The organism is Porticoccus hydrocarbonoclasticus MCTG13d (assembly GCF_000744735.1).
Taxonomy (GTDB): domain Bacteria; phylum Pseudomonadota; class Gammaproteobacteria; order Pseudomonadales; family Porticoccaceae; genus Porticoccus; species Porticoccus hydrocarbonoclasticus.
In genome coordinates this window covers 787,086-812,761 of record NZ_JQMM01000001.1, presented here as the reverse complement: position 1 = coordinate 812,761, position 25,676 = coordinate 787,086, and the positions used below count along the sequence as shown (strand labels likewise).

The 25,676-nt window shown below is 54.3% G+C and carries 24 protein-coding genes; 7 read left to right on the top strand and 17 right to left on the bottom strand.

Features of this window, described 5'->3' with window-relative positions; translation table 11 throughout:
• Positions 1 to 38: 38 nt before the first annotated feature.
• The 5 genes from parE to U740_RS03875 form a co-directional block, all read right to left on the bottom strand.
• The gene (gene parE / locus U740_RS03895; protein ID WP_036859110.1) at positions 39 to 1,922 is read right to left on the bottom strand and encodes a DNA topoisomerase IV subunit B; all 1,884 of its coding nucleotides are present in this window, start codon (positions 1,920 to 1,922) and stop codon (positions 39 to 41) included.
• Positions 1,919 to 2,500, bottom strand: coding sequence for a YqiA/YcfP family alpha/beta fold hydrolase (locus U740_RS03890; RefSeq protein ID WP_036859109.1), 582 nt, complete (start codon positions 2,498 to 2,500; stop codon positions 1,919 to 1,921). Before U740_RS03890 ends, parE begins: the two co-directional genes overlap by 4 nt.
• A gap of 105 nt (positions 2,501 to 2,605) precedes the next feature.
• Positions 2,606 to 3,403: a phosphodiesterase gene (locus U740_RS03885; protein WP_051921186.1), complete on the bottom strand. Its 798-nt coding sequence runs from the start codon at positions 3,401 to 3,403 to the stop codon at positions 2,606 to 2,608.
• 51 nt (positions 3,404 to 3,454) lie between these two features.
• Positions 3,455 to 3,913, bottom strand: a complete 459-nt coding sequence (locus U740_RS03880) for a DUF1249 domain-containing protein (protein WP_036859104.1) — start codon at positions 3,911 to 3,913, stop codon at positions 3,455 to 3,457.
• A gap of 71 nt (positions 3,914 to 3,984) precedes the next feature.
• Positions 3,985 to 4,590, bottom strand: a complete 606-nt coding sequence (locus tag U740_RS03875) for an NUDIX domain-containing protein (RefSeq protein ID WP_152556780.1) — start codon at positions 4,588 to 4,590, stop codon at positions 3,985 to 3,987.
• Between the two features lie 297 nt (positions 4,591 to 4,887).
• Here U740_RS03875 and U740_RS03870 point away from each other — a divergent pair, with 297 nt between their 5' ends.
• On the top strand, positions 4,888 to 6,303 hold the full coding sequence (locus tag U740_RS03870) for a TolC family outer membrane protein (protein WP_036859101.1): 1,416 nt from the start codon (positions 4,888 to 4,890) through the stop codon (positions 6,301 to 6,303).
• On the opposite strand, the gene waaA is transcribed toward U740_RS03870, so the two are convergent.
• Positions 6,281 to 7,561, bottom strand: a complete 1,281-nt coding sequence (gene waaA / locus U740_RS03865) for a lipid IV(A) 3-deoxy-D-manno-octulosonic acid transferase (protein ID WP_036861215.1) — start codon at positions 7,559 to 7,561, stop codon at positions 6,281 to 6,283. The genes U740_RS03870 and waaA overlap by 23 nt on opposite strands.
• Before the next feature lie 157 nt (positions 7,562 to 7,718).
• Between waaA and U740_RS03860 the strand changes: the two genes are divergently transcribed.
• Entirely contained in the window at positions 7,719 to 8,945 is a 1,227-nt protein-coding gene (locus tag U740_RS03860; protein WP_036859100.1) for an FAD-dependent oxidoreductase, read from the top strand.
• A 2-nt stretch (positions 8,946 to 8,947) separates the two neighbouring features.
• Entirely contained in the window at positions 8,948 to 9,742 is a 795-nt protein-coding gene (locus U740_RS03855) for an aldo/keto reductase (protein ID WP_235189810.1), read from the top strand.
• 4 nt (positions 9,743 to 9,746) lie between these two features.
• Here the strand turns inward: U740_RS03855 and hldE are convergent, their stop codons facing one another.
• Positions 9,747 to 11,171 (bottom strand): bifunctional D-glycero-beta-D-manno-heptose-7-phosphate kinase/D-glycero-beta-D-manno-heptose 1-phosphate adenylyltransferase HldE, encoded by a 1,425-nt coding sequence (gene hldE, locus U740_RS03850; protein ID WP_036859096.1) that lies wholly within the window; start codon positions 11,169 to 11,171, stop codon positions 9,747 to 9,749.
• 83 nt (positions 11,172 to 11,254) lie between these two features.
• Here hldE and U740_RS03845 point away from each other — a divergent pair, with 83 nt between their 5' ends.
• From U740_RS03845 to U740_RS03830, 4 genes are all read left to right on the top strand, one after another.
• Positions 11,255 to 11,905: a BUD32 family EKC/KEOPS complex subunit gene (locus tag U740_RS03845; protein WP_036859094.1), complete on the top strand. Its 651-nt coding sequence runs from the start codon at positions 11,255 to 11,257 to the stop codon at positions 11,903 to 11,905.
• Positions 11,906 to 12,186: 281 nt separating this feature from the next.
• Positions 12,187 to 13,158, top strand: a complete 972-nt coding sequence (locus U740_RS03840) for an O-antigen ligase family protein (protein ID WP_160172040.1) — start codon at positions 12,187 to 12,189, stop codon at positions 13,156 to 13,158.
• Between the two features lie 6 nt (positions 13,159 to 13,164).
• Positions 13,165 to 14,307, top strand: a complete 1,143-nt coding sequence (locus tag U740_RS03835) for a glycosyltransferase (RefSeq protein ID WP_036859090.1) — start codon at positions 13,165 to 13,167, stop codon at positions 14,305 to 14,307.
• A 24-nt stretch (positions 14,308 to 14,331) separates the two neighbouring features.
• Complete coding sequence (locus tag U740_RS03830; protein ID WP_036859087.1) at positions 14,332 to 15,240, top strand: DUF6625 family protein; 909 nt, start codon at positions 14,332 to 14,334, stop codon at positions 15,238 to 15,240.
• Positions 15,241 to 15,290: 50 nt separating this feature from the next.
• Here U740_RS03830 and U740_RS03825 read toward each other — a convergent pair whose 3' ends face one another.
• From U740_RS03825 to waaF, 10 genes are all read right to left on the bottom strand, one after another.
• Positions 15,291 to 16,136: a sulfotransferase gene (locus tag U740_RS03825; protein WP_036859085.1), complete on the bottom strand. Its 846-nt coding sequence runs from the start codon at positions 16,134 to 16,136 to the stop codon at positions 15,291 to 15,293.
• 48 nt (positions 16,137 to 16,184) lie between these two features.
• A complete protein-coding gene (locus tag U740_RS03820) occupies positions 16,185 to 16,895 on the bottom strand; it encodes a sulfotransferase family 2 domain-containing protein (protein WP_036859083.1) in 711 nt (236 codons plus the stop codon).
• Positions 16,896 to 16,957: 62 nt separating this feature from the next.
• Positions 16,958 to 18,700, bottom strand: a complete 1,743-nt coding sequence (locus U740_RS03815) for a carbamoyltransferase family protein (RefSeq protein ID WP_036859082.1) — start codon at positions 18,698 to 18,700, stop codon at positions 16,958 to 16,960.
• A gap of 2 nt (positions 18,701 to 18,702) precedes the next feature.
• Positions 18,703 to 20,121 (bottom strand): lipopolysaccharide kinase InaA family protein, encoded by a 1,419-nt coding sequence (locus U740_RS03810; RefSeq protein WP_036859081.1) that lies wholly within the window; start codon positions 20,119 to 20,121, stop codon positions 18,703 to 18,705.
• Complete coding sequence (locus U740_RS03805; RefSeq protein WP_051921185.1) at positions 20,114 to 20,884, bottom strand: lipopolysaccharide kinase InaA family protein; 771 nt, start codon at positions 20,882 to 20,884, stop codon at positions 20,114 to 20,116. Before U740_RS03805 ends, U740_RS03810 begins: the two co-directional genes overlap by 8 nt.
• Entirely contained in the window at positions 20,885 to 21,616 is a 732-nt protein-coding gene (locus tag U740_RS03800) for a lipopolysaccharide kinase InaA family protein (RefSeq protein WP_036859080.1), read from the bottom strand.
• Positions 21,616 to 22,431: a lipopolysaccharide core heptose(I) kinase RfaP gene (gene rfaP, locus U740_RS03795; RefSeq protein WP_036859079.1), complete on the bottom strand. Its 816-nt coding sequence runs from the start codon at positions 22,429 to 22,431 to the stop codon at positions 21,616 to 21,618. The genes U740_RS03800 and rfaP overlap by 1 nt, the downstream gene beginning before the upstream one ends.
• The gene (locus U740_RS03790; RefSeq protein WP_036859077.1) at positions 22,428 to 23,561 is read right to left on the bottom strand and encodes a glycosyltransferase family 4 protein; all 1,134 of its coding nucleotides are present in this window, start codon (positions 23,559 to 23,561) and stop codon (positions 22,428 to 22,430) included. The genes rfaP and U740_RS03790 overlap by 4 nt, the downstream gene beginning before the upstream one ends.
• A complete protein-coding gene (waaC, locus tag U740_RS03785) occupies positions 23,561 to 24,625 on the bottom strand; it encodes a lipopolysaccharide heptosyltransferase I (protein WP_036859076.1) in 1,065 nt (354 codons plus the stop codon). Before waaC ends, U740_RS03790 begins: the two co-directional genes overlap by 1 nt.
• Positions 24,622 to 25,659: a lipopolysaccharide heptosyltransferase II gene (waaF, locus tag U740_RS03780; protein WP_036859074.1), complete on the bottom strand. Its 1,038-nt coding sequence runs from the start codon at positions 25,657 to 25,659 to the stop codon at positions 24,622 to 24,624. The genes waaC and waaF overlap by 4 nt, the downstream gene beginning before the upstream one ends.
• Positions 25,660 to 25,676: the final 17 nt, after the last annotated feature.

Here is a 25,676-nt window from a genome sequence, read left to right as displayed (position 1 = left end):
CTTCGAATCATACCGTTCACCTACTCATTGGCCAGGGCCTAGACATCAGCCAGATTGCCGCTCAGCTCCAGCCAGGCTTTGCGGTCTGATGCGCGCTTCTTCGACAACAGCATATCCAGCAGACTATTGGTGTCATCACCTGCCTCGATGGTTAGTTGAACGAGTCGTCGGGTGTCCGGATCCATGGTGGTTTCGCGCAGCTGAATGGGGTTCATTTCACCCAGCCCCTTGAATCTCTGTACATTGACTTTGCCGCGTTTCTTCTCCGCTTCAATGCGGTCCAGCAGGCCCTTTTTTTCCCCTTCGTCCAGCGCGTAATACACGTCTTTACCCACATCAATCCGATACAGGGGAGGCATGGCCACATACACGTGCCCCGCAGCCACCAGTGGCCGGAAGTGCCGCACAAACAAGGCGCACAGTAAGGTGGCAATATGCAAGCCGTCAGAATCCGCATCGGCGAGAATACAGATTTTGTGGTACCTCAGCGCTTCCAGTCCGTCAATGGCCGGATCGATACCCAACGCCACAGAGATATCGTGTACCTCCTGGGAGGCGAGAATCTCCTGGCTATCCACCTCCCAGGTATTCAGAATTTTGCCCCGCAGCGGCATAATCGCCTGAAACTCGCGGTTGCGAGCCTGCTTCGCAGACCCGCCGGCAGAGTCGCCCTCCACCAGAAACAGCTCCGACAGCTCGGGGCTGCCACTGGAGCAGTCTGCCAGCTTGCCAGGCAGTGCCGGTCCGGCAGTAATGCGCTTGCGCGCGACTTTTTTGCTGTCCTTGAGTCGCCGCTGGGCATTGTTGATACAGAGCTCGGCAAGCTGCTCGGCATCTTCCGTGTGCTGGTTCAGCCACAGGCTGAAAGCGTCCTTCACAACACCCGATACAAATGCCGCCGCCTCACGGGAGGAAAGGCGCTCTTTGGTCTGTCCGGAAAATTGTGGGTCTGCCAGTTTGGAGGAGAGAACAAAGCAGCATTTTTCCCAGATATCGTCCGGCGCCAGCTTGACACCCCGCGGCAGCAGATTGCGAAACTCACAGAATTCCCGAAGGGCCTCCAGCAAACCAGTGCGCAAGCCATTGACGTGTGTACCACCCTGCGTCGTGGGTATCAGGTTAACGTAGCTCTCCTGGGTCAACTCACCGCCATCAGGCAGCCACTGCAGTGCCCAATCCACCGCCTCACTTTCGGACGAGTAACTACCGGTAAAAGGTGTTATCGGAAGCACCTCCCAGCCAGTAGTCGTCCCCCGCAGATAATCGGCCAGGCCATCCTCGTAACACCAGCTTTCGGTTTCGCCACTGTTCTCGTCGGTAAAATTTACCGTCAGCCCCGCACAGAGCACCGCTTTGGCTCGCAGAACATGCCGCAAGCGGGAGACCGAGTATTTGACGGTGTCAAAGTATTTCGGATCCGGTAAAAAACGCAGCTCGGTACCGGTATTGCGCTGGCCACAACTGTCCACCACTGTCAGGTCAGAAACCTTGTCACCACCGGCAAAACCCATGCGATAAACCCGGCCATCGCGGCGAATCGTCACCTCCAGCTTGCTGGATAATGCATTGACCACCGAGACACCCACTCCGTGCAGACCGCCGGAGAACTGATAGTTTTTGTTGGAAAATTTGCCCCCCGCGTGCAGCGTGGCAAGGATCACCTCAACCCCCGGCAATCCCTGCTCGGGATGAATATCCACGGGCATGCCACGACCGTTGTCGGCCACGGAAAGCGAGCCGTCCCGGTAGAGTGTGACATCAATTTTATTGGCGTGACCGGCAAGAGCTTCGTCGACACTGTTGTCGACAACCTCCTGGGCCAAATGATTGGGACGGGTGGTATCCGTGTACATCCCCGGGCGCTTTCTAACCGGGTCGAGGCCTGTGAGAACTTCAATATCTTCAGCGGTATATTTATTCATGAAACCCCGGTTGATAACCCCAAAAATTCGATAATGGCAGGCAGGTGACGCTCATAGTGTTGAAAACTGTGATCCCCGCCCTGCTCAATGGTCATGCGACAACCACTGTACCTAGATTCAGCCAGCCGGTAATCCAGCACCTCATCACCGGTTTGCAGCAATACCCAGTAATTGCCGACATTCTGCAACCCTGGAACATCCAGACTTTTCACCGCGTCCACATGGCGCTGCTCCAACTGGTAGCGCTCGCCGGTATGATAATTGGCATTGACGCCCAGATACTCGAGCATCCATTCATACGGTCTTACAGCGGGATTCACCAGCACCGCTTTAAGTCGGTATTTTTCAGCCAGCCAGGTGGCATAGTAACCACCCATTGAACTGCCCACCAACCCAACCGGCGCGCCTGCTTTTTCTATTTCTGCCTCAAGTTGACCAATCGCCCTGGCCGGATCATTGGACAGTGCGGGACAGACAAAAGAGACCTCCGGGCAGTTTTTTTTCAACCATACCGCTGCCTGGCGCGCCTTGAGTGAAGCGGGCGAACTATTGAAACCATGAATGTAAACAAGAGGCATGATCGACGTACAACCTGCAGGACCAATCAGAAGATTATAACGCTATCGACTCACAGTGACAGGCTGTGATACTGCCTACCTCAAAGCAACAGCACTCAGAACACATCAGTACCCACTGCAACGATGATCCACCTGCTGCCCGGCCCCGGCAACAAACCCCTCACCGGTTTTCAGGTGACCATCGGCGTACAGATCAATCCAGCGATATCCGGGGGGTTGCTCGGCCAATTCGAAACCATCACTGCCGGGGGCAAACTGAAAACAGGTCGACGGGGCACTGTGTACCCCGATCCCCTGCCATGAGGTCGAAAATGCCTGATGCACATGGCCGGCAAACAGTGCTTTGACCCCGGGAAACCCGGCCATCAGGTCAGCCAGTTGACGATGGTTGGCAACCCGGTGTTTGTCGAGCCACTGGCAGCTGATTTCTACCGGCATATGGTGCATAAACAGCAGCACATGGCGATCGCGATAACGGTGCAGCAGGTCTGCCAGCTCAGCTAACTCGGCATCTGCCAGTTGCCCAGCCACTTCACCCGCCTGGGCACTGACCAGAAAGATTGCCACCCAGCTATCCAGCTCGATGACCCGCCTGAACGACTGATGGAGCACCTGACGCATTAGGGGAAAGTCGTCGTGGTTGCCCGGCAGCCAGGCAAAAGGCCGAGATTGTTCTGCCATGGCTTCATTGAACAAATGGTATGCGCCTTCGTCACCGTCACCGGCAATATCCCCGGTCACCGCCAACAGCTCAGGCACCGCATCCTGGTCGGGCAAGACCGACAGTACCTGACCAAGGCTCCGGTAGGTGTTGATGCCCGCCAATTTGAATTCACGATCGGGCCCGAGATGACTATCCGATATTTGCAGTATTCGGGCAATGTGCCGGTTGGTGTGCTGCAAGATGATTCGACTCCCTTTTAATGCTCACTGGCAACGGCAAGCCAACCAGCCTCATCCGTATGGCGTTTCGCCGAACAACGGCTCCAGATGATAACCATATTTCAGGCAATGGGATAACCACTCTCCCAAAAAACGATTCCATTGTGCCTTTTCATCCTGATGATACATCTGCCGGTTGGGATAATCGTAACGAGGCCTGATTTGTCGGACGCCCTCCCAGGACAACACCTCTGCAACGCGTGCATCGTGATAAAGACGCAACATCAGTATCGGCAGTTTGAACCAGCCATCTCTACCACCATCGCGGGCTCCCTGAGACAGTTCCAGCAGCGTGGTGTAAGCGGTCTGCTCGCGCGGAATCAATCGCAACACATGCTCACCGTCGTGACGCAGACCAATTCTGCGCTCGCCACCGTTCGCCATATCGGGAAACAGCTTCATGAGCCGCAAGTAGTTTGCATCACACTCGGCCATGTACCCGATCAGGTCTACTTTGTAACGTACTTTCATCTTCGGATTCACAGTACTCAGTCACGTTTTTGCCTACTTTACTTTCCCGGCATCAAAAATGGCGCAATCTGTCACACAAAACGCGGGTAATTCATTCGCAACCACATCAGACTGATCATAGTAGCCGCGTTATTGCACTGCCCCTGGTCCAGCCGGGCAAACGCCTCGGTTCTTGGCATGACGTGGAGCCTGATGTCCTCTGACTCGTGATCCAGCCCGTAAATACCACCCGCCGCGCTCAAGTCCAGCAGTGCGCAGAATAAATACATGCGCTCGCTGGTATTACCGGGGCTGACCCAGTAATCGCAGATCGGCATCAGTCTAGCGGGAGTCAGGCCCGCCTCCTCCATGGTCTCGCGCCTTGCTACCTCTTCGAGCTGTTCACCCGGTTCGACCATTCCGGCAACCACTTCATATAACCAGGGACTTTCGGTATCCTCCAGCGCCCCCACACGAAACTGCTCCGCCAGCGCCAAGAGTTCATGTTGTGGATCATAGAGCAGAACACCCACGCAACTGCCCCGCTCGAATAATTCCCGCACAATAGGCTCTGACCATTCACCGGAGAACAGTTTGTGCCGCAGGGTCAGTTTTATCATGGAGAAAAAACCACGAAAAACCTGTTCACTGCCGAGCACCTCGACATCCTTCCGCGTGTAACGATCCGCCTCGGACACAACCAACCCCTCTCTTTTTCACACTGTAACCGATACCCATTAGCGGGTCATGCTTTCAGGGGCAATAAACGACTTTTGACGACCTGCACACCACCAGCACATCCCCTCATCAACAAAGGTCTAACCGGCAAATTTTCCTGACACAAATTCATGCCAATCCCGGTATTCTCAACAACTGAAACCTCATCAGCTGCGCAGGCCATTTCGAAAGACCCACTCTGCAGACAGGGCCATGTTCCAATGCCCAAAATCTGCTAGACTCTCGCGCTGACAAGCCACCTGATGGAAGGATTTCCGATGCATCCCTTGAAACATCTACGCTGTCTGGCACTGGTTTTGATCAGCCCGTTTGCCGTCGGCGAGACGCTGTCTCAGATTTATGAACAGGCGGTGGAACACGACCCCCAATTGCGGGCAGCCCAGGCCGCATACCGGGCGGGCAGCGAAGCAAAAAATATTGGCCGTGCCGGACTGCTGCCACAAATTACGGCAAGCGGTGAATATCAAGAGCTGGAGTCCGATGGGGCAAACACCACCGTGCTGGGACAGGGTGCCGTCTTCGGTCGCGAGGGTCATACGGATACGGATACGAAGGGCTATTCCATCAGCCTGACACAGCCCATTTTCGACCTGCCCGCCTGGTTCACTTTTCAGCAGGGCAAAGCACTCAGCGATCAAGCCCGACTACAGTTTGCCGCCGATCAGCAGCTCCTGATTCTCCGCACTGCCGACGCCTATTTTGAAGTCCTGAGAGCCAGGGAAAACCTGGAAACTGCCCTGGCTGAAGAAAAAGCCATCCAGCGTCAGCTCGAACAGACCACAGAGCGTTTCGAGGTGGGCCTATTGCCCATCACCGATGTCCACGAGGCTCAGGCAGCCTTTGATAATGCCAAGGTGAACACCCTGGAAATCCGCGGCGCACTGGATATCGCCTTTGAGGGTTTAACGGTACTTACCGGCCAGCGATATGAGCAGCTGGCGGGTCTGATGCCGGACTTTCCCATTGTCGACCCCCAACCTCTCAGCCGCGAAGACTGGGTTCAATTTGCCCTGCAAAATAACTTCACACTACAGGCAACCAGATACCAGCGGGATGCAGCTGAAGAAAACGCCAACTCGAAAAAGTACGAACATGCCCCCACTTTGTCCGGTTCGATATCCTATTTTGACGATCAGTCAAAAAGTGAATTTAGGGGGCGGGATATCAGTGATCCACCCAACCCGTATTACGTCAGCCCGTCGGAAACCAAGCAGGACGGCCATGTGGTGGGGCTACAGCTGACTATTCCCATTTTTACCGGGGGTCTGATCAGCGCCGAACGCCGGCAGGCATTCCATCGATCCGTTGAAGCAAAGGAAATTTTTACCGGCGCACAACGTAATACCGTCCAGCAGGCCCGCTCTCAGCACCTGTCTGTCCTCACCGACAAGGCCCGGGTGAATGCCAGAAACCAGGCCATCACTTCGGCAGCCAGCGCACTGGAAGCGACTCAGGCTGGCTACGATGCGGGAACCCGCAACATTGTAGATGTGTTGCTAGCCCAGCAAAACCTTTACCAGGCGCGCCGTGACTACGCCAACGCCCGTTTCGATTATATCGGCAGTCTGTTGCGCCTGAAGGAAGTGGCCGGTCAGTTGAGTCCGGAAGACATTTATCAGCTCAATGCCTGGCTGGATCCAGCCATCAATGTTACCAAGGCTGGCGTTCGATAACCGTCAATAACCGATCAAGCGCACCGCGATTCTTCTCGGCCACGATTTTTGCTGCCACCCCCATTTGGGCGGCAGCATCGGGATCGTTCAGCAGCCCTACCACAGTATTGGCAATTGACCGGGCATCTCTGCAAATGGCCATGCCACCGGCCTCCAACAACAATTTCGAGACATCGCCAAAATTAAACAGGTGTGGCCCGCTCAATACCGGCACCTGCCAGGCTGCCGGTTCAATCAGGTTGTGACCGCCGGTGGGCACCAGACTGCCGCCGACAAACGCGATATCGCAGGCACCGAAAAACACCAGCAATTCGCCCATGGTATCGCCGATCAGTACCTGATCCGTCTCAGCAGGGGATTTGCCACTACTGCGGCGCACGGTGTTTAACCCCCTCGCCAGACAGCGCTGTGTCACGTCGTCGAAGCGCTCCGGGTGCCGCGGCACCAGCACCAACAACAGTGCCGGGACATGTTGGCGAATCCGGTCTAAAGCATCCAGCAAAATATCGTCTTCCCCGCGATGTGTGCTGGCAACCAACAGAACCGGGCGCCGACACCCGGCCTGCCACTGGACCCTGAGTTGTGAAGCCCGGGTCCGCAATGGCTCATCCAGTGTCAGGTCAAACTTGATATTCCCAGTCACAAGCAGTTGTGATGCGGGCAAACCCAACGCCAGAAAGCGATTACCATCCGCTTCGTGCTGCACAGCAACGTGATTGATACATCGCAACATGGGCCTCGTCAGGGAATCAAATCGCCGGTATCCACGGGCCGAGTTTTCGGACAGACGCGCATTGGCCAGGATGACAGGAATATTCTGATCGGCACAGCCGTGAATCAGATTGGGCCAGAGTTCGGTCTCCATGATGATCAACAAATTCGGCCGAACCCGTCGCAGGAAACGATTCACCGCACAGGGTAAGTCATAGGGGGCATAGACATGATGGACCGTGTCACCGAAAGAATTTTTGACACAGGCTGATCCGGTCGGCGTCATGGTGGTCACCACCAGTTGCGCCTCGGGATAGCGTTGCTGGAGCCGCCGAACCATCGGCACTGAAGCGAGGGTCTCCCCCAGCGAAACCGAATGAACCCAGATCGTTTTTGTTGTCTGCTCTTGATCAATTGTTGGCACAAAACCAAAGCGCTCCGGCCAGCGCCGACGATACTCAGGAGCCTTGGTGCTGCGCCACAGCAGGCGTATCAGGATCAGGGGTGTCAGCAGGTAAAATAATGTTGAATAAAAAAAACGCGCCAAAAAACTGTCTCCTGCCTGCCCCGTAATGGGCGGATTTGCGGAAAGCATAAAGATATTGGGCAGGGTATACTAGCGCCTTTCCAGCCTGTCAAAAGCAAATAACTTTCAGGCCGACTACTCATCGCTCAACGAGCGGCAACAAGACCTTCAGTTTTCTATGGAAAAAAGCCAAAAACACACCGACCTCAGTTGCGATATCGCCATTATTGGTGGTGGTATCGCCGGTCTCTGGCTGCTCAACAGGCTGGTCAAGGCTGGCTATAATGCGGTACTGCTTGAACAAACCGCGCTGGGCGGCGACCAGACAGCCGCCAGCCAAGGCATGATTCACGGCGGTATCAAATATACCCTCAGCGGCAGTATCACCGGCGCCTCGGAAGCCATTGCTGATATGCCGGGCCACTGGCGTGCCTGCCTGGCGGGCGAAGGGGACGTTGACCTCCGCGGGGCGGCCATTCTCAGCGATCATTTTTATCTGTGGTCCAGCAGTAGTGCACTGTCGCGGATGACCACTTTTCTCGCCAGCAAGGCGACCCGTGGGCGAGTCAACAAGGTGGCCAAAGAGGACCGGCCCGCCATTTTTCAGCACAGCGCATTCAAGGGCAGCCTCTACCAGCTGGTGGATATGGTTCTCGATGTACCTACGGTGGTCAAGGCGCTGGCCGATAACTGCGCCGGACGCATTTTTCATATTAACTGGCAACAGGCTCGCTGGCTGCTCAACAGCGAGCGAGCTGCGGCCATCAACTTTGAGCACGGCCAGCAGAGCCGTCGGCTTGACGCTCGCCAGTTTGTGCTGACCGGGGGACAGGGCAATGAAGCCATGCTCAACGAACTCGGCATCACCGCTCCACAAATGCAGCGCCGCCCACTGCATCAGGTCATGATCAAGCACCATTACCCACACCGGTTTTATGGCCACTGTCTGGGGGCAGAAACCACTCCCAGACTGACAATCTCCAGCCACCCCTGCGCCGACGGAGCACAGGTCTGGTACTTGGGAGGGAGCCTGGCAGAGAAGGGCGTTGACCAAACGGCTGAGCAACTGATCGGAACCGCCAGACAGGAGCTCAATACGTTGATGCCCTGGGTCGATTTCAGCAATGCACAGTGGGCCACCTTGCGGGTGGACCGCGCTGAACCCCGACAACGCAATTTTGCCCGCCCCGATAAAGCATTTGTCTCCCGGGCAGAAAACTGCCCGAATGTCATGGTCGCCTGGCCCACCAAGCTGACCCTGACACCTAACCTTGCCGACGAAGCCATTACCCTGATACAGGAGCAATCCCTGTTGCAACCTTCAGCAGAACCCATTCCAGAGCTTGGCTTTCTTGGACACCCCCCACTAGCTCCCACGCCGTGGCATAAGGTTTTCGGAGAATAGTGGTGCTGCCCAGAAGACCCTTCGGCAACACCGGTATCGACGTGAGTATTCTCGGTCTCGGCACCGTAAAACTCGGCCGTGATCAGGGTGTAAAATACCCCAATGACTTTGCCATACCGGATGATCAACAGGCCGCTCAACTCATCGCCATCGCCCGGGAACAGGGTATCAATCTGATAGATACCGCACCCGCCTACGGCACGAGCGAGACCCGGCTGGGTCAGCTGCTGAAAGGACAGCGGGAAGGGTGGGTCATCTGCAGCAAGGTCGGTGAGGAGTTCGAGCAGGGGAAATCATTCTATGATTTCACCCCCGAGCATACCCGCTTCAGCGTCGAACGCAGCCTGAAACGCCTGCGCACGGAAATGATCGATATTGTGCTGGTTCATTCCGATGGCAACGATGAGGCCATCATACGGGACTACGGCACACTGGATATGCTGGCCCAACTCAAGGCAGAGGGAAAAATTCGCGCCTTTGGCATGTCCACAAAAACCGTCGAGGGGGGACTGTTAGCCGCCGAAAAATCCGATGCGGTCATGGTGACCTGGAATCTACAGCACGACCGCGAATTGCCGGTAGTCGATTATTGCTTGGCACAGCACAAAGGCGTCCTTATCAAGAAAGCACTGGCCAGCGGCCACGCCACCCTGACAACAGGGGAAGATCCCGTACATAAAACCTTTCAGATGATTTTTCAGCACCCCGGCGTGAGCAGTGCGATTATCGGCACCATCAACCCCACTCACCTGCGGGACAATATTGACAAAGCTGTCCGGGCAACAGCAAGCAAGTAACTACTTACTTTTTCTGGATTTTCCTGACAATAGCCGTTGTAGAGCAGTCGTCCAGAAAATCCAGGGCTGCTATCTGGCCGCCATAGCCTTCGACAATTTGCCAGCCCACTACCTGCTCGCGGCTGTAGTCACCCCCTTTCACCAGGATGTCGGGGCGGATAAGCTCAAGCAGCCGCTCCGGGGTGTCGTCATCAAAAGACACCACCCAATCAACCGCCTCCAGGCCCGCCAAAACCGTCATACGGCGGTCTGCCGGATTGATCGGCCGGCCTTCACCCTTGAGCCGGGTCACGGAGGCGTCAGAATTGATGGCGACAATCAGCCGGTCACCCAATTTCCGCGCCTGCTCCAGATAACCCACATGGCCGGCATGAAGAATGTCAAAGCAACCGTTGGTAAATACAATCCGCTCACCATGGGCACGGGCATCGGCCACATCGGCAGCTAACTGCTCTTCATTAACCACGCCCCTTTCGAAGCCCTGCCCCTGTTGCATGGCACGGCGTAGCTCTGGCATGCTGACCGTTGCCGTGCCCAGTTTACCCACCACGATACCGGCGGCAATATTGGCCATGGCCACGGCCTCGGGCAAACCCTCACCAGCGGCTAGCGCTGCGGCCAGCACCGAGATAACGGTGTCGCCGGCACCGGTGACATCGAACACCTCGCGTGCCCTGGCGGGCAGGTGCAGCTCCCGCACCCCCTTGCGCAACAGGGTCATCCCCTGCTCACTACGGGTGATCAAAAGGGCATCAATATCCAGCTGCTCAAGTAATGCGGCACCCTTATCTTCCAGTGCCTGTTCGTTTTCACAGGGCCCCACCACAGACTCAAACTCGGCAAGATTGGGCGTCAGCAGTGTGGCACCACGATAACGCTCATAATCCGTTCCCTTTGGATCCACCAGCACGGGAATACCTGCCTCCCGGGCGGCACGAATAAACTCCTGGGGTTGTTGCAGTGCACCTTTGGCATAATCGGACAGCACCAGCACACCGACATTGGCCAGCAGGGAAGCGACTTTGGCAGGCAACTGATCGCAGTCCGCCGCTGAAAAGTTTTCCTCAAAATCGAGACGCAATAATTGCTGGTGTCGACTGATCACCCGCAATTTCGTGATTGTCGGTTTTGTGTCAGAAACTTGCAGATCCGCGTGGACACCTGCAGAATCGAGACGGGCCCGCAACGCTGTAGCGGCTTCATCCCGGCCGACAACGGCCACCAGGGACGCGCCGGCGCCCAGCGTGGCAATATTCAGGGCCACATTGCCTGCACCGCCCATACGGTCCTCACACTGGGCTACATTGACAACCGGGACCGGGGCTTCAGGCGATATCCGGGAAGTATTGCCATGCCAATAGCGATCCAGCATCAGATCACCGACCACCAGAACCTGAGCCTTGTCAAAGCGAGGAACAGTCAATTTCATCGGAATTATCCAAGGGTAAATTGAGGGTATCTTACCATAGGGCACGACCTTTATAATGGGTCCGCAGCAGGGACCGGAGTGTTATGAAAAAACTGACCAAGCAGGAGTATCAGGTCCTCCGGGAAGGTGCCACCGTGATTGAAGCGGACCCTTTCGGCGAAAAAGTGTTACTTTTATCCGATGGCACCTATTTGAAGCTGTTTCGGGCTAGACACCTCTTGTCATTGGCCCGGATATACCCTTACTCAAAGCGGTTTGTTCGCAATGCACTGAAGCTGGACGAAAAAGGGATCCCCACGGTGACAGTGATTGAGCTGTTTCGCATTCCATGCATTCACCGAACCGCTGTACATTACTCCCCATTAACCGGCAAAACACTCAAGAAGCTTGGCGACAACATTGACTTGATCCTCATCAACAAGCTGGGCAGTTTTATCCGGGAGTTGCATGAAAAGGGTATTCATTTCCGGTCGTTGCATATGGGCAATATTGTTGTCACTCCGGAAAACCGGCTGGGACTTATTGATGTAGCCGACATGAAGATATACCGCAAGCCACTGGCCAGGGAGTTTCGAATAAGAAATTTCCAGCACACCGCTCGCTATCCCGAAGATATGGCAACCCTCATGCGATTCCTCCCCAGTTTCATTCAGGGATACCAATCCAGCGGGAATTCCCCCTTTACAACTCCAGAGTTGCAGGATTTATTGACGACCATCTACACCAGGAAGTAACGGGCTTATCGCATCCTCCCCTAAAAAACCGTTTTGGATTTAAAATCACGATGATTGCGCCTTTACCCTTTGAAGAAAAAACAAAAACACTGTTTTTTTACAGTGTTGTTTTTTTGCTGGTCAGTATTTTTTTTATTCCTGAAAAAAATCTTCACCTGAAATTATTCATACTATTTGTGTGTATTGCTTTTCCATTAATCGCCTTTAAAGGCCTGTGCAAATGGTCTGCCCTACTTGAATCACGAATAGCAATCGCCTCGTCCGTGTTTTTGGGTTATTCCTTGCTGAGCCTGTCCTGGTCTGAACCTGAAAGCAGCCGCGACATTCTCAATCCGATAAAAGATATTTTTTATCTGGTCAGTTTCTGGGTTATTTTTTTATCTACTTTTAACGGATCAGACCGCCGACTTCAGTGTCTCTATAAATGGTTGATTATTGCCGGCAGCATTACCGCTGCGTGTTATGCTGCATACCACTACCTGTATCTGGATTACCCGCTCACCAGGCGGTTTAGTATTCCCGGCCCCCTGGTCGATAAAGTACGCACCGGGTTCTGTCTGGGTGCAGGAGCCCTGCTCTGTCTCGCCAGCCTTCTCTATGAACCGGGCAACCGGGGGCGAAAGTCCACTATCCTGCTGTTGCTGGTTGCGTTAACGATTTTTCTGGTCACCCTGGTATTGACCCATACGCGCTTGGCCATTGCCGGAACTCTGTTTTTCGGTTTTGTCATGATTGCCCTTTCTCCCATCAAAAACAGAACCAAGCTTTTATTGATCGGGCTTGGCCTGATGTTACTGATAGCGGTCTACCTCTGGCTAACACCGCTCATCGATACCTATATTGAAAAGGGGCAAAGCTACAGGTTTCATCTTTGGTCGGGCTATCTGAAGGAGTTCCATCATTACTGGTTCGGCCATGGCCATGGAACGACCATTTATATCGCTGAAGGCGGGCTGGCCGGTTGGAGTGCCTACCACAGTGTCTATCTCGGAGCCCTGCTATCAGGCGGCATTGTCGGCCTCACCCTGCTGCTACTGATGATACTGACGGTATTGTTCACTGGCTGGAAATTGCGGGCTAACCCCTATGTAGTCGTGGCCACTATTCTATTTGCATTCGCCTGTACAATGGGCCTTGTCAATCTCGATTCCGTAATTTCCAGACCCCGCGGCTATTGGCTGATTTTCTGGTTGCCGGTTATTGTATTATCACTCCATGAACTGAAATCATTGCCCAGAAAGGCATTTGTGTAACCGAAAATGAACAATGACCAACAATATATATTGCAACTGTGCCACTGTTACTACGATCCCTTTCTGGATTGCGCCCGACAATATGCTGTTTTGTTCAAGGATACGCCCTATAAGGTGATTACCGTTTTTATGACCGGGGAACCCGACCCGGGCGTCGCGAAAAAAGCCTGCTCTGATGAAGTTATTTTTCTCGGCCACAACAGCAAGGCGCTGGCAGGGGCCAAACTGACCGTTATTAGTGAAGTCAACAAAATTGCCCGGGAATATCCTTTCTCTGCCTGTATTGCTCACCGCGCCAAATCCGCCTATGTGGGACTACTTGCAACGAACCTGCCCATTTTCAGTGTACGCCACTCCTTTGGGGATTTTGACCGCGTTGGCCGTCGTCTCATGGGCAATCTGTTCAAATCCAGATTGACGTTACTTGCCGTCTCGAATGCCGTACGGGATGAAATACGATCCCACCTGCCCACCTGGCCCGAGGACAAAATCATCACACTCTACAACCGTATTGACGTTGATGCCGCGCGACAGGACCTGCTTGACCGCCGGGAGGCACGACATAAACTTCAGTTACCCCAGAACAGCTGGATCCTGGGCAGCGTTGGCCGACTCCATCCCGACAAGGATCCGCAGACGCTGATCAAAGGGTTTGCCCGGGCGCTGCCCCATCTCCCCGCCGGTGCACTGCTGGTCATGCTTGGGGACGGAAAACTGCGGCAAACATTGAAGGCGCTCGCCGCTGAACTCGACATCAGCGACAGTGTTCTGCTTCCGGGCAACGTGATTCAGGCAAGGCGCTACTTCAGAGCCTTTGATGCCTTTGCCCTGACCTCCGATCACGAGCCATTCGGCATGGTTCTCCTCGAGGCCATGGCTGCGGAGCTGCCGATTATTTGTTCAGACTGTGGCGGCGGCCCGGAGGTGGTAGGAGACACTGGCGAACTGTTTTCTTTCGGGGACGCTGACGCGCTGGCTGAAAAGTTGATCCGGGTTTCACAGAAGCAACTGACAGAATCCGATCACAACCGGATTTTCCAACGATTACAAAACCATTTCTCCGATGGTGCGGTCAGGAAGCAATTCTGGCAACTGTCTCAGGTCACAAGTGCTCTGGGCAAAGGCCTTGCCGCTGGTTCAGAACAATAATTCAAAAAGAGTGACAAACCCCTCTTGAAAACTACATCTATTCTTAAAATTATTCCCTACTTTGGCAAATGGCCGGAGTGGATCGACTTTTATCTCGAGAGCTGTCGGCATAACCCGGATATCAACTGGCTTTTTTATACGGACTGCGGTAGACCGGCAACCGCCCCGGCCAATGTGCAATTTATCGAAATATCCTTTGAAGACTATAAACAACTGGTCAGTACGCGCCTAAGGATCGATTTCAATCCAACTCATCCCTACAAGCTATGTGATTTAAAGCCGGCCATGGGCTTTATCCACCAGGATCAACTCACCGGGTACGATTTCTTCGCCTTTGGCGACATTGATATCATTTATGGCAGGTTGAGGACTTTTCTGACAGAGTGCATGCTGCAGAAATATAACGTGATCAGCAGCCATGAGCGGCGCCTTTCCGGGCACTTTAGCCTGTTCAGGAACGATGAAAAATACCGCAACGCCTTTCGAAAAATCCCGCACTGGCAGCAACTGCTTGAAAACGATCAACACCTGGGAATTGATGAATCAGCATTTTCAAAAGTATTCCTGCCACACCGAAAGCATCCCAAATGGCTGCGGAGTTTTTGGTCGTTATCATCTTCTTACCAGCGAAATACGCTCTACAAGGAGCAATACTCTACAATCCTCTCTCCCATGCCATGGTGGGATGGACGCACGGATCACCCTCAGCAATGGTTTTGGAAAAATGGAAGGCTAACCAATAGCCGTGATGGCGAGCGTGAGTTTATGTACCTGCACTTCATGAACTGGAAATCCAATACCTGGCTGCCGAAACCCCTTCGCAACGAGCCCTCCGCCTGGATGAAACTGGATAAGCTCGTTCACGTTGCCATTGATGTCGCGGCCAAAGAGGGCTTCAAGATTTCACCAGAAGGTTTTACGGCGATCAATTAATGAAGTGATCCATCACAGAGCGCCCTGTGCCTTTTACCAAGGGGCTACATCTACCCCGTATGGTCAAGCCCTTCAGGGGAAAATCTCAGAGAAAATTGCTTCAGCAGTGACTGAAGATCCTGATTTTGTTCTATTTTCTCTATCTGGGCCGCGGTCAGAAATTCTCGCCAGCGTTGATCAAAGAATTGGGCACCACCTTTCTCCTTCACCCACTCATACTCTTTTTTCTGAGTACCATGGTGCTCGAAATTCCAGTAGTCCTTTTGGCCTGGCTCATAATTAACACCGATCCATTCACAAATCGACGACAGTGTCTCATCCGGCTGTAAAGCCAGCTCCTTGTAGGTAATCATTCTGGCGGGCAAACCGGTTGATTTCACAAAAGCGTCCATTTTTCTGTTCTGGGATATCCACTTATAGATACACACAGTCAAGAGATCGCCAAAAAGCAGCTTGCCGATTTTGAGTGGGTTTTTTCTGATTTGTTTGATCCGCTCACGCAACCCGATCTGCTTCTCATCAAACCGCATCAGCCACCGCCTCGCCAGGGCGCGCGGATCCCTGACAAGATGAATCAGGCGAATATCGTATTCACTATTGGGAATAAAATTTTCAAACCATTCTGATTTTTTTGAGATATCCACCAGAAATTCAATATTGCCATCGACTCTAGAAAATAATTCTTTATATAAATCCTGCTTTTGACATTCTTTTATATCGTGATATAGACGGCAGTCATCCAGTTCTTCGCAGATATAACAGGAAACTGCATCAAAACTTTTGTAAATATTTTTTAATTCACCAAGGTGTTCACCATGACTATGGCTTCCAAGAAGAAGTGAGAGAAAATGTGATCCACTGTAATTTGAGGAAAGAATAAAAATTAATTTTTTCATAAATTCTCTATTAATTATTTATCGTGTATTTTCAAATAAGATTATTGGCTAAAAGTCATACCCAAAAAGGCTAATATCCCTTGCATAAACATTGGCAATAATTTCGGAACTTTCTTTCGAATAGTAACTTCTATAATCGCCTCTATTGCTCGCTTTTTTATGACCCAGCTTAAATATTATGTTGTTATGGCCACCTAACAAACAGTTGATCTCTGAAAGATCAGAATTTATATCTTCAAACCTGCCAATATAATCAAGATCAACAGACCCATCTCTACTTTCTATGAATTTGATTTGTGGAAGGAAGTGAATAATTTTCTGAACATTTTCATGACAAATCCACTGTAAAACAAAATCATCGAAACTATTATATTTCCTTACCAGTTTTGACCATTTTTCATCTCGCTTGTGGGCGCCACCAGAAAGCAAATAGTGGTATGCCGAAACAGCTCTGTCCCATGGGTTTCTGACGAATGTAAATGTGAAATAATTTTCGCATGATTCGGGTGAAATTTTTTCATACCAGGAATAGGGCATATGCCCAACCCGACTTACGCCAAATATAGCATCGCATATACTTGAACCAGCGGTTTTCGGAACATGAATAAAAATTGCCTTTCTGGAAGAAAAGCATTTCGGAAAATCTGTTTTACCCTCCACTATCTTTCTGAACTGTTTTTGTTCGATAGGACCCATCACACTCAGCAGAAGCTCACGCTTATGTTTTGGGGTTACTTTCCAGAAAAGGCGGAGGCTCATTTGCAAAAATGCTCGTTATATTATTTGAAATTTATTTTTATAAAACCTTAACTCTAATGGTTTCAATTCTGTGGAGAGCCTTTCACTACCAGCACATCTTCCATAATCAGATACTGTAGATCGGAACCAAAAAACATATTCAGGGCATCGGTCGGCGAGCAAACCATGGGCTCTCCCCGCCGGTTCAGCGATGTATTCAACACCACCCCATTGCCTGTCAGCTTTTCCATTTCTTCCATTAACTCATAGTAACGGGGGTTGTACTCTCGCTTGAGAGCCTGGGCACGAGCAGTGCCATCCTCATGAACGACTTCCGGTACGCGGTTTTTCCACTCATCGCTCACCTCGAAGGTAAACGTCATAAATGGTGCCGGGTGGTCGATCTTGAACATTTCCGGGGCCACTCGATCAAGCATGCTGGGGCAGAAGGGTCGCCAACGTTCACGAAACTTGATTTGTTCATTGATCCGGTTAGCTACTCCAGGAGCGCTTGGGCAACCCAAAATAGAGCGGCCACCCAGGGCACGAGGGCCGAATTCCATCCGGCCCTGAAACCAGGCCACCGGATGCCCCTCTGCCAGCAGGGCTGCAATTTTTTGGGGCACCTGGTCAATCAACTGGTAGTCGGGCTTGTTGGGATGCAGCTCGCAGGCGCGCATACAGTCTTCATTGCTGTAATTCGGCCCCAAGTACACATGCTGCATGGGCTCCGGCTGAATGCCGCGCTTCACCAGCGCATAGGAGGCAGCACCCACCGCCGTGCCCGCATCCCCGGAAGCCGGCTGCACATAGAGCTCCTTGACTTCTTCGCGGGCGATAATTTTCTGATTCAGCTTTACGTTGAGTGCGCCACCTCCAGAGAATGCCAGTTTGCCCGTCTCCCTGAGAATATCGCCAAGGTAATAGTCCATCAGTTTGAGCACCACGCTTTCAAACAGGGCCTGAATAGTGGCGGCGTAGTCGATGTAGGGTTCATCGGCGATATCACCCTCGCGTTTCGGCCCGAGCCAGTCAATCAGCTGCGGGCTAAAATAGAAACCGACGCCGTCCTGCTTGTAGCGGCGCAGGCCCACGGTATTGACCAGTTTGGTGTTGACCCGAAACTCCTTGCCATCAAAATCAATAAGGCGCGAAAAATCATACTTGTTCGCATCGCCATAGGGTGCCATGCCCATCACCTTGTATTCCCCATCGAGCATTTCGAAACCGAGGTACTCGGTCATCGCGCCATACAGGCCACCGAGGGAATCAGGATCATAGAACTCCTTGATTTTATGGATTTTTCCATTCTCACCATAGCCAAAAAAGGTAGTAGCATATTCGCCTTTGCCGTCGACCCCCATGATGGCCGTTTTTTCCTTGAAGCCACTCAGATGGTAAGCGCTGGAGGCGTGTGCAAGGTGGTGCTCCACCGGCTCAAATTCCACATCGGCCGGGTTGATTCCCAGTTCACGCAGCAAGCTGAAAACCCGCTTGCGATAACGCCGAAAACGGCGATTGCCGTTGAGCAGGGCATCCAGTGCCCGGTCAGGGGCGTACCAATAACGCTTGGCAAAATGCCAGCGCGCGCGGGTAAAAAGTGAAATGGGTGCGAAGGGAACGGCAACCACATCCACCGCTTCCGGCTTGATACCGGCGAACTCCAGACAGAATTTCGCCGCCTGATAGGGCATTTTTCCCTTGGCATGCTTGTCGCGGATAAAGCGCTCTTCTTCCGCCGCCGCCACCAGCTTTTCGTCCACATACAGGGCTGCGGATGAATCGTGATTCAGCGCACCGGAGATACCGAGAACAATTGTCGACACTGTTAAACCTTTTTATTGATGAGTTTAATACCGCATTGACTGGCATAGGGCCGCAGCAGCTGTTCAAAATGCTGCCAGGTTTTGCCTTGCCAGTTATCCATAAAGCGCTGTAAATCCTTACCGTACGCAGCCTTGAAGAACCGTTTGCAGCGGTGGCGGCGCAGCGCATCCAGATCGATCAACTGGAGCTGCTCCCCGCATACAATCAGGTTAGTGGCCTTCATATCACCGTGACTGACCCGACCCAGCCACATGATAGCAAACAGACGACTGACCTCCCGGTCCAGCCAATCCGGAATCCCGGCGGGCCCATACCGCAACAACCAGGCCTGCAGACTCTCGCCACTGGTCCACTCGGTAACCAGGTATGCTCCCTGGCGAAAGGGGCCGGCTCTGTTTTCCCGCATGGCCAGGGGCCTAGGTGTGGCAATGCCCAGCAGCTCCAGCCGATGGGCATTCTGCCAGGAAATCCAGGCACGACTGCGCCGCAGGGCGCGCCCCAATCCATGCCAGAGGTCTTTAATATTGTAACGTTTGAGCACCCAGCTACTGCTATCTCCAGACAGCTTCATTACGGTCGCAGTATTGCCGCGCTTGAGAAAGGTCGCCTGCCCCACAGCCACCTCCGGCTGGGTGATGACTTGCAGCAGTTTATCAGTGACCCGCTGCCTGGCCATCACAACAAAAGCACCCCTGACCTTCAGCCGCTGAAACTGGGTGCAATCACGAATGGTCTTCGCCAAATAGTGTCGAATCCGTTTTTCCCGCATTCTGGCAATCAGCGGCTGCAACTGTTCGGGTTCCGGCGCTCCGACTCCGTAGGCTTGAATCACCTCCGGCATCAGCTGATCATATTCCGGCACCATCTGCGCAAAGAACATGGCGAGATTGTGCAGTGGTTTTTTTAGCGGCTGAATACCACCGCCGTCGATCATAAAGAGCGAACCCTCTCTGGAAAGGAAATTATCGAGATGTATATCCGCCTGCATGACACCGGCACGGTGCAGACGCCCGATCATGGCAACGGCATCGCTCAGCAATGTCGGCATCGCCTCCCGTGGCTGGGACACATATAGCTGGCGCAGACTTACCGCACCTTCAAGAAATGCGGTGGCAAGAAAATCACCGCTTTTGCCACTGCCATCCCTCAGTATCCAGACTTCTCCCGGACAGGGGACGCCGGCATTCTGCATTGCCTGAAGACCGCTTCGTTCGCGATCAAAATCCTTGCGGCGAAAAAAAAGTTTCACCAGTACATGGGCACCGCCCCAATGCGTACTGAACACCACTCGGCGACCGGGGAGATGGCGATAAATCGCTTCACAGACCATGCTGTCCAGCCCGGGGGCCTGCAGGGAAAACGGTGCCGTCAATGAAAGGTCACTGCACTTCAGCACCTCCAGAGTAAGTGGGTCAGTCATCGCGAACCGCCCCCTTGGCGTGCATTCTTCGCATCACGGCCTGCTCCAGTGAAGCCAGGGACCAGGGATAAGGACTCGCCTCGTTGTACGCCGCATAAAGCAACCTGCATTCATCCTGGGTCAGGGGCGGGCTGTGGCGCAGCAGCGTATCCAGATCTCGCAGGCCGGCCCAACGGCTGAAGATCCGCTTGCATTTTTCCAGATCAATCAGGCGCAACTCGGCGGAATCATTATCCGAGAAATAAATATGCTTGGCGTAAAGACAGCCATGCTTCACCCCGGCGGCATGCAGTCGGCCGATCAGTTGCCCCAATGCACGCAGACCCTTGGCGCGCTCATGATCAGGCATTGGCCGGGCGAGCCATACATCGAAAGGCGAGAACTGTTCTAGTGCGGCAGTGGCCAAAATCGCCCGGTCCTCTCTGAGACGTTCCCGCCCGACGCAGACAACCTCAAGTGTCTGAATCCCCTGATTTTTTAGCCAGCTTATTTTCTGCCACTCGCGCAACGCAACGGGAATACCACGCAGAGGACTACTGGGAGTACGGCAATTATAGTTGGCCTGGCGCTTGAGATAGAAGGTTTGCCGTTGACCACTCACGGGAACCGACAACTGACCCACTTCGCTTCGACCACCTCGGGTCAGGTTAGGTTCGTCCACCCGTTCAATGGCAGCATCCCACCAGGCGGCGAAATGGTCCAGGTGCAGTGATTGAAAAAATGCGGCAAACGCTGGTTCAAGCTGAAAAAACTGCGCTTTCATCTATTCTCGCCCCGCAAAAAACGCCAGCACCTTGCGGATGAATGTTTTGTCCGCCGCAGTGAGGCGATCCCTGCCGACATAGTGAAGGTAAAAACGCAATCGCACGGTTCGGCTGAGGCAATATTTCGCCACTTTATCAAGACAGGCAATATCCTTGATTTTTTTATAGGCCAGCAGTGGCCCCCGCCATGTCTGCCCCATCGGACAATCGATCAGATACACTTCTGGCGACACCTCCCCGGCAACCAGAATATTGCGCCACTTCAAATCGTTGTGGGCAAAGCTGGCGGCATGAAGCTGTTTGGCCACCTCAGCCACCTGAACTATCACCTGATCCAGCCAATTGCGGTCCCGCAGTAACTCGGGCCGCTGTCTGACCAGTGAATGCAGGTCGACAGCACCGGGCACTTCCTCGGTTATCAATACGCCCCTGGCACCGGATTCACCATAGGCCGCGATGGGCGGCACTCTGAGGCCCAGCTCACGAAAAAACAGCAGATTTTCCCATTCGGCCCTGACACGGCTTCGCCCCAGCCAGCGCCGCATGACTTTTCCCCGCCGCGAATAGCGTTTCACATAATAGGATTTTCCGTCGATTTCCGTCAGGATCAACTCACTGATAGGGCAACGGGTAACTCTGCGGCCGGTAATGGCAAAGACACTGTCCAGAGAGGAGAATCGTTCTGCGGCGGCCTCACTGAGAATCGCCCTGTCGACAAACCAGCAGGACATTAGGTGTGATACCCCTTTCTGATGCCCTTGCGGTGCAGCTGATCGGCGTCCTCGCGCACGGCCTGCCAAAGTCGACGGTTTTCGTCGCGGGCCGTGCGCAGGGGCTGCTGTTTGTATTCCACCAGGAAACAAGCCACATCCCGCTCGTCGAACCCCACGCGGCGTGCGGAATAAAAGAGCGCCGCCAGATCCTTGTGTCGCCAGCGACGGGGAGTGCGGTGACGGATCTGCACCCGGTGCAGGTCAATCAGATAAAGTGGCCGCTTTGATACGGCAACTGTATCCATTGCCGGAGAGGTATCGAGCAGAAAGTGGCACAGGTAGTAATCCCGGTGATTGATACCGTTGTCATGCAGGGTTCTGGAAATACGTGCCAGACGCCTCACCAGGGCCCGGCGTTCACTCACCCCCATGGCAGAAAGCACCTGGGGATTGCAATATTCATCCAGGGGCAGTGTGGGCTCCAGTGCGCGGGTAATCAGGAAGGATTTCTCATAGGCCGGATTCCAGCCGCGTCGACCGAATGCCACTGCCGTCATGGTCTCCACCCCCAACTCAGCCAGACGGGAGATGGCACGATATTCATTTTCGGCACCCAACACCGGGGCGCGCAGATAGAGCAGATTTTTGAGCAACTCCCCGATACCGATACCGGCATGGGTTTTCACGAAGTACGCGCCACCTTCACATTCAAAACGGGTTGTGCGGCGGTCACCCATATCCCGGAACAGTTCGCCGGTCAGAGAAAACGCCGCCTCAAACGGATCGCTGTCGAGCCATCGCGACGCGAAAGGCTCTGCCAGAAACAACTTCAAGCTGTGCTCCCCAGAATAACGTCCGCCGCTCGCTCAGGCATGCTGTATAAATCGGTCTCATCAGCAAACCGCAGGGCATTGTCGTGCCAGCGTGCGCGATCCCGGTCACTGGCCAGCATCTCCGCAAGCAGACGGTTGAAAGCCGACTGGTCGAAAGGCTGAGTAGCTACACGACCGCAGTCCGCATCCAGTACATAATGGGCGTAGCCACAAACTTCGGTCACCAGCAGAGGCAGGCCGGCCACTAAGGCTTCCAGCAGTACGGTACCGGTGTTTTCGTGGCGGGCCGGATGCAGCAGCAGGTCTGCCGCCAACAAAAAATCCGGTACGTCGGCCCGACCACCGGGCATAAAGACCTGCTTCCCGATGCCCAACTGATCCGCCAGCCCCTGCATTTTCGCAGGGTCATCAGAACCCAACGCCACCAACCGGGTTCGGGCGCGCAGCACTTCGGGCAGCGCCGCCAGGGCCTGAATACTGCGATCGAGCCCTTTGCGCTCAAAGTCTGACCCTATCTGTACCAGCAATAGCCCATCGACTGGCAGGGCGAATTCTGCGCCCAGCTTCTGGCGGGCGGCAACCCGCAACTCGGCGGCATTGTCCGGAGCGCGTCGGTCGGGAGAAATACCCGGCGGCAACAGATGGAAACGGTGCTCGGGCGTGGCGTAATACTGTTTGAACAGGGCCTGCTGGGTGGCCGAGATCATCAACAATTCAGTATTTGCCGCAGGCGAGAAAACCGCTCTTTCATAGGCAGAAAAATGCCGGTAGCGCGGACTGTAACGATACCAAGGCTTTCGCAATCGGCGGGATTTATCCTCGAAGCAGGGGTCTGCTGCGTAATAGACATCGAGGCCGGGCATTTTGTTGAAGCCGACCACTCGATCGACCGGGCGCCTGTGCATGTCAGCCTCAACCCAACGGGTAAACTTTTTATAGCGGCGGTGATTAAACCAGGATCGCACCGGCACTGTTACTACCTCAAACCCCTCCGGCACGTCCCCCTGCCAACTCAGCGTATAAACCCTGATGCGGTGTCCTCGCTGCTGACAGGTTTGAGCAATCCTGACCAGATCCCGCTGCAAACCGCCAAACGGAAAATATTTGTAGAGTAAAAACGCCAGTTGCATCAAATCGCTCCATGGTCCGCCAGCAGCTTCTGCAGGCGCTCAAATACATTGTCGGGGGCAACGCGGGTAAAGCATAGCGGTTGTTCACGCTGCAGGTCGAATTGTCGAGCCTCTTCGTCGGTGGGAAGGTATTGGCAGGTTTTCTGCAAACAGGGCGCGCAGGGGAAGTCGCTGACAAGATGGACTTGCGAGGGACCATAAGCGCCGGTAAGCCCCGCATCGGTGGGGCCAAACAGAGACAGACAGGGCACATTGAGTGCCGCAGCGAGGTGCCCCAGTCCTGTATCGACGGCGACGCAGGCCTTGGCACCCGCCACCACGCGAGCCATACCGGCCAATGATAATGACGGTAGCACCTGCACTCGCGGGAGGCCTTCGGCAAGCCGTTCTGCCCGGGCCTTCTCCTCGGCATTGCCCCAGGGTAGCTGAACCCCGATTTCGCGCTCGACCAGCTTTTCAGCCAGCTTCCGCCAATACAACTCGGGCCAGTGCTTGCTGGACCAGGTAGTGCCATGAAAAAACAGCACCTGGGGCTGACCCGAGGAGGGCCCGGCCAGGGCCTGACGATCCAGACCGTAGTCACCGAGGTTCGTCGGCATGGCATAACCCAGCGCCGCCGAAAAAAGTTGCCGCACCCGCTCGACCGCATGCTGGCCTCTCGGTACGGCAATGGGCTGGTGGTAAAACAGTGCCGCCAGCGATTCTCTTGCCGACTGCCGATCCAGACCAAATCTTGGGCCTTTCGCATAACGGGTCAGCCAGGCGCTCTTCAACAGGCCCTGTGCATCGATCACGGCATCGTAGGAGCGCTCGGCAATACGGCTTTTGAACTCGGACCACTCACCGCTGCGTCGTGCCTGCAACGGGTGTTTTCGCCAGCGCCGCAGGGCAACCGGAATGACCCGATCAACCGCCGGGTGCCAGGCCGGAACTTCCCTAAAGGACTCTTCCACCACCCAGTCAAAACGAACGTCGGGGATGGCGGCGGCCGCATCGGTGAGCGCCGGCAAACTGTGGATCACATCACCCAGAGACGAGGTTTTAATCAACAGTATCGATGTCATGGTGCAGGCACCAGTCGATCGAGAGCCGCCGTCACCCGTTCCGGGTATAACTCCACGAGGCACTTGAGGTGTCCTAGCGGGCATTCGCGCTTGAAGCACGGCCCGCAATCCACGGGAATTGACAAAATCGCCACCTCATCATTGAGCGGCGGTGTAAAGGCGGGGGAGGTGGAACCATAAACCACCACCAGCGGACGGTTCAGGGCGGCGGCTATATGCATCAACCCGGAATCATTGCTCACCACGGCATCGACGACCGACAGCAGGTCGATCGCCTCATCCAGGCTGGTTTTGCCCGCCAGGTTATGGCATTGGCCCTGCTGCTGCTCAGGCAAACCGTCGATAATGGCCTGCGCCACCGGGCGGTCTTTTTCCGATCCCAACAACCAGACCTGCCAGCCCCTGGCAATCTGGTGAGCAGCCACGGTCGTATAGTGCTGCTCCGGCCAACGCTTGGCCGGGCCGAACTCGGCGCCGGGACAGAGCGCCAGTATGTTTTGATTGGCCTGAAGGTCAAACTGCTGGCGCAGTGCCGGAACCCGGTCTGTTTTCGCATGCAGGTCGGGAGCCGGCAACGAGGTCGGCAGCACGGCGCCCTCCGACAACGCCAGGGCATCAAAACGCTGCACCATCAGGGGATACTGCTGCTTGTCCAGGTGACGGAGATCGTTCAACAGCAGATAGCGCATTTCCCCTTTCCAGCCAGTCCGGAGAGGAATCCGGGCCAGCCAGGGAATCAGCGCTGACTTGAGGGAATTTGGTAACACAATGGCCTGACTGTAGCCTTCGGCACGCAATTCCCGGGCAATCCGACGGCGCACCGACCACATCAGGCTGCCGTGCCCAACTGGCATATCAATCGCCCGCTCGACCTCAGGCATACGCGCCAGCAGTGGCCGACTCCAGGCCGGTGCCAGCACGTGAATCTGATCGTCCGGAAACTGCTGCTTGAGAAGAATAAACAGGGACTGCGCCATCACCATGTCCCCTATCCACGAGGGGCCGATGATGAGAATTTTTTTACCCGATACCATGCAATGTCCCGGCGGAA

Bases quoted from the DNA above. Each gene is read 5' to 3' on its own strand.
- parE (WP_036859110.1), bottom strand. From the start codon at position 1,922: ATGAATAAATATACCGCTGAAGATATTGAAGTTCTCACAGGCCTCGAC.
- U740_RS03890 (WP_036859109.1), bottom strand. From the start codon at position 2,500: ATGCCTCTTGTTTACATTCATGGTTTCAATAGTTCGCCCGCTTCACTC.
- U740_RS03880 (WP_036859104.1), bottom strand. From the start codon at position 3,913: ATGAAAGTACGTTACAAAGTAGACCTGATCGGGTACATGGCCGAGTGT.
- U740_RS03870 (WP_036859101.1), top strand. From the start codon at position 4,888: ATGCATCCCTTGAAACATCTACGCTGTCTGGCACTGGTTTTGATCAGC.
- U740_RS03860 (WP_036859100.1), top strand. From the start codon at position 7,719: ATGGAAAAAAGCCAAAAACACACCGACCTCAGTTGCGATATCGCCATT.
- hldE (WP_036859096.1), bottom strand. From the start codon at position 11,171: ATGAAATTGACTGTTCCTCGCTTTGACAAGGCTCAGGTTCTGGTGGTC.
- U740_RS03845 (WP_036859094.1), top strand. From the start codon at position 11,255: ATGAAAAAACTGACCAAGCAGGAGTATCAGGTCCTCCGGGAAGGTGCC.
- U740_RS03835 (WP_036859090.1), top strand. From the start codon at position 13,165: ATGAACAATGACCAACAATATATATTGCAACTGTGCCACTGTTACTAC.
- U740_RS03825 (WP_036859085.1), bottom strand. From the start codon at position 16,136: ATGAAAAAATTAATTTTTATTCTTTCCTCAAATTACAGTGGATCACAT.
- U740_RS03820 (WP_036859083.1), bottom strand. From the start codon at position 16,895: ATGAGCCTCCGCCTTTTCTGGAAAGTAACCCCAAAACATAAGCGTGAG.
- U740_RS03810 (WP_036859081.1), bottom strand. From the start codon at position 20,121: ATGACTGACCCACTTACTCTGGAGGTGCTGAAGTGCAGTGACCTTTCA.
- U740_RS03805 (WP_051921185.1), bottom strand. From the start codon at position 20,884: ATGAAAGCGCAGTTTTTTCAGCTTGAACCAGCGTTTGCCGCATTTTTT.
- U740_RS03800 (WP_036859080.1), bottom strand. From the start codon at position 21,616: ATGTCCTGCTGGTTTGTCGACAGGGCGATTCTCAGTGAGGCCGCCGCA.
- U740_RS03790 (WP_036859077.1), bottom strand. From the start codon at position 23,561: ATGCAACTGGCGTTTTTACTCTACAAATATTTTCCGTTTGGCGGTTTG.
- waaC (WP_036859076.1), bottom strand. From the start codon at position 24,625: ATGACATCGATACTGTTGATTAAAACCTCGTCTCTGGGTGATGTGATC.
- waaF (WP_036859074.1), bottom strand. From the start codon at position 25,659: ATGGTATCGGGTAAAAAAATTCTCATCATCGGCCCCTCGTGGATAGGG.